The 3,961-nt window shown below is 44.4% G+C and carries 3 protein-coding genes and 1 tRNA gene; all 4 read right to left on the bottom strand.

Annotated features, from left to right (window positions below; all coding sequences use genetic code 11):
• Window positions 1-2: 2 nt before the first annotated feature.
• A tRNA-Gln gene (locus K2I50_RS10285) sits at window positions 3-73 on the bottom strand.
• A 339-nt stretch (window positions 74-412) separates the two neighbouring features.
• On the bottom strand, window positions 413-997 hold the full coding sequence (locus K2I50_RS10290) for a 7-carboxy-7-deazaguanine synthase QueE (protein ID WP_301026263.1): 585 nt from the start codon (window positions 995-997) through the stop codon (window positions 413-415).
• 2 nt (window positions 998-999) lie between these two features.
• Window positions 1,000-1,341: a 6-carboxytetrahydropterin synthase gene (locus K2I50_RS10295; protein ID WP_301026264.1), complete on the bottom strand. Its 342-nt coding sequence runs from the start codon at window positions 1,339-1,341 to the stop codon at window positions 1,000-1,002.
• A 289-nt stretch (window positions 1,342-1,630) separates the two neighbouring features.
• Window positions 1,631-3,739: a TonB-dependent receptor gene (locus K2I50_RS10300; protein ID WP_301026265.1), complete on the bottom strand. Its 2,109-nt coding sequence runs from the start codon at window positions 3,737-3,739 to the stop codon at window positions 1,631-1,633.
• Window positions 3,740-3,961: the final 222 nt, after the last annotated feature.

Consider the following 3,961-nt stretch of genomic DNA (forward strand, 5'->3'; position numbering starts at 1 on the left):
CGTTGCCTTGGAAGGATTCGAACCCTCACAGGCGGAACCAGAATCCGACGTGCTACCATTACACCACAAGGCAATTTTATTTGTTTGAGAATCACCCTTAATCTTCTTTCGATGATTTAAGCAACCTTTGTTGCTTGGGGTTGTTCCCGTTTTGCGATTGCAAAGTTAGGGCAGTTTTTCCAATTCTCCAAATTTTTTCAGATATTTTTTCACTTTTTTTTAACCGAATTAAGCGCAGTTGCGTTTAATGCCATAAATATCAACACATTAAGCACACCACCTAAAAGCAAAAAAAATTGACCAATAAAGCATGCATCCATATAATTGGTCAAAGACATGAGCAAAAAAATATCTCAACCACAAAATTAAACGATACTCACATCAATATATCTTGTAGAATCAAGCATCATATTTATGGTATATCAATCAACTTATGGGTCTGCAGCGACAGGCGCCACACAGGATTACTCTTTATATACTCCACACATCTACCGAGAATATCTGCATTAACCGCATCATTGCCCATATCGCATGGCTGGAGATAATATTCTTCAGCCTCTATCGAAGATATATGGTTAAAAAATAAATCATCACCCACAGCATCACTGCCGAATACGACTTTCAACTCATTTACTCTGTCATATACGATATCCTTTGATTTAGGCGAGCATGTAATCCAGTCGACATTACGGGGCAACGTATGAGTCCCATTAGTCTCAACCTGCACAAAATATCCGCATCCATGAAGCATGTCTATGAAGTCTGCCTCAAGTTGCAACGAAGGCTCACCACCGGTGATGACCAGATGCCGTGACGGATACCGCTTCAATTCAGTAAGTATAGCGTCATATGTCATCAATGTTCCATCGAAATGATCCGTATCACAGAAGGGACATCTAAGATTACATCCTGACAGGCGCAAGAAGACAGCAGCCGTGCCGGTAAACCTACCCTCCCCCTGCAATGAATAGAATATCTCTTTTACCTTCATACCCATGGCTAAATATCTTCATCTACGACATACATGGCCACATTGCCCTCACTCTCCTGCACTTCTGCCTTGTAGCATTCAGGTATCTGCTCTACGACCCATCGCGCGATATTCTCGGCCGTCGGATTAAACGGTAATATATCGTTGATATGCCTATGGTCAAGAACTCCATGAATTTTTTCTTTAATGTGCTTGAAGTCGCAGACCATGCCATCAGCATTGAGCGTACGCGCCTTGCAGTAGACTGTCACAATCCAGTTATGACCGTGAATATTCTCGCATTTACTCGGATAAGAAAGTTCAAGGCGGTGTGACCCTGAAATTTCCATGCGTTTTGATATATAATACATTCTTATCTAAAATTTAATATACATGGGACATAAGCCCCATAAGTAAGTCGTGAAAATTATTACGTATATGATTAATTTAAAACCCGATATTTACGACTTACTTATCTAAATACAAAATTATACAAATTTTCAGAGTCAAACGGAAATCAGATACTGTTTTCGCTACAGAAAATGCTTTTTTGACGGAACACAACAAAAGCTCCGTGACCAACACCATGTAGGTCACGGAGCTTAGATATCAATAATAAATCGCCACCGGTAGCAGACGCCGCAGCCTTATCCCCTGCTGCTATCGGCTGCCGGCCGACGACTGATCGACATTGGCATCAGCGTTGATTAGCTTATGAGCGCCACGCTTCTGCCGTCCCCATTGCAGATTATAGCTAATCTGAATATAAGGTATGCGCATATCCAGACGCATGTGGCTCTCATTTGTATTATACGGATTAAGCGATTTGCTACCCTGATCGTATCGCCCAAACGGCATCAGCATGCCGGCACCAAACTCCCAGTTCTTCCAGTTATATGCAAGCTCTATCATGGAAATATTCTCTCCCCACGAAATAGTCTGTCCCCAAAGGTCCTGCTGCGCACGACGATACATTCCTGTCAAGGTAAAGCCCCAATGCATCAGCATTGCCGACACGTCGCCACTCCAGTTGTGGTTATAGAGTTTATAATCCTTACCACGCATTCGTTCCGCACGATATTGTATGGTTCCGCTCAGCATCAGCCATCCCGGCACAATATCCACCTGAGGTGCAAGCCACAGAGTCAGATTATCCAGCCCGCGACTGTTTTCATATGTAGTCACAAGCCTGTCTTCACTCCAGAACAGGCGCGGTGTTATCGCATCGGGACTGGTAAATGCACGGACACCAAATGTACCGTTCACCCTTGGCAAAGTGAAGTTATAGCGCAACGTCAGCATATACGACGACGATGTTTTCAGGCCGGGATTACCGATACGCCACTGAAAGCCGTCAATCTGTTGAGGCGCCACATTTGTCTCGGCAAGGGATGGTGCAGACTGCCATGTGGTGAAATTAAGCCGGAACTGCGAATGGTCGGCAGGACGATACGTGGCCGTAAACTGAGGGCGCAGATTCCACGAACTGTTTCCCTGGTCCGACTCACGGAAATTAAATGAAGTATATTGCGCCCCCATGCCGCCCGTAAGTGTAACCTTGCCGAGATTATAGAAATATTCAGCGAAAAAGTAAGCCTTGTCCTGGCGCTGATGAAACACTTGTCCGCCAAGATTTTCATACACCGAACGATTTCGGTTGGCTGTATATGAAGCGCCGGCTGTAAGTCGCGATTTGTTCCAGTTCTTTATATAGTTAGCTTCTACGGCGTATGCCTGGTTGCGATCCTTGATAAGCGTATGTACATCAGAAAGCACTTCACCGCCTGCCAGTTGCTCGATATAATCATGGTAAGAGCGTCCGTTGTAAAACGACGCGTTAAAATCCACCACAAGTATCTGCCTGCCCGGAAGATGCTGCTCAAGATAAGCCGACATTCTGGGTGTGCCACCCTTGTCGCCATGCATGTCGTGAAGCAAAATATCATCCGTTCCGTCACTCAGTGAAAGCAGTCCTTTGTATAGAAACCTGTCGGAAAACTTCTTAAAATATGACAAATCAACCATCAACACAGTGGTATCAGGCTTTATATAGCTGTAAGAAGCAGCGAAGTTACCCATTGAATTGTCCATTATGCCTCCGCGTGAAGTTTCATTTCTCGAAAGCGATGTGCCATCAGGGTACGTGAATGTCTCCATGTATTCGCGGTGTGACTTTATCTTATTGGTTAGTTTGAATCTGCCCCACACCTCAAACTGAGAATAGCCGTTGTTTAATTTTAAATCAGCAAAATAATTTCCCCACGCCTGATTAAGAGCGGGCATAGCATTTGTCATTACAGCACCTCCAATCGCAGGATTTGCCACGATGAAGTTAAGCACCGAAGTCGCACCATTATATCTGAGCCCGGGATTGTCAATCCACTCTACCCTCTTTATTGTCTCCGGCAAAAGCGATTTTACCTGATCAATCGAAGAGACCCTGCCATTGATACGCAACTGCACGTTATCACCCGAACTTGTCACCATTCCAAGCGCCTCGTTTACATTTATCGAGGGAATCATAAGGTTGCGCAGCATCTGCATGCCGTTTTTTGAATTAGTCACGGCACTCTCCGACGGGTAGTATAAATCCATATCGGCCTTACGCACAAGACGCGGAGCTTCGATTACAATCTCCGACAGTTCAGATGACGCCGATATTGTGTCAGAATCAGCCACCACCGGCTGCGAATTAACAACTGTGTCCTGAGCGTACATGACAGAGACACCGGCTACCATTGTAAGAATCGCTATAAAAGACTTTTTCATTTCAATCGGTAATAATGTGTGAGTTTTTATCTTTAGATGCGTCCACAACATAAAAAGTTGCATCATGGAATCCATAATTTATTATATTTAGGAAATTCCATGGTGCAAAGTTAGATTACCGGTTTCATTCCTCCATCAACAAATGTTTATAATTTACGCCCCCCCGCATTTAACCAATTTTAACTAAACCCTGACACCTCTGCGATGCCGGGGGCGCGGGGG

This window comes from Muribaculum sp., from assembly GCF_029051885.1.
Taxonomy (GTDB): domain Bacteria; phylum Bacteroidota; class Bacteroidia; order Bacteroidales; family Muribaculaceae; genus Muribaculum.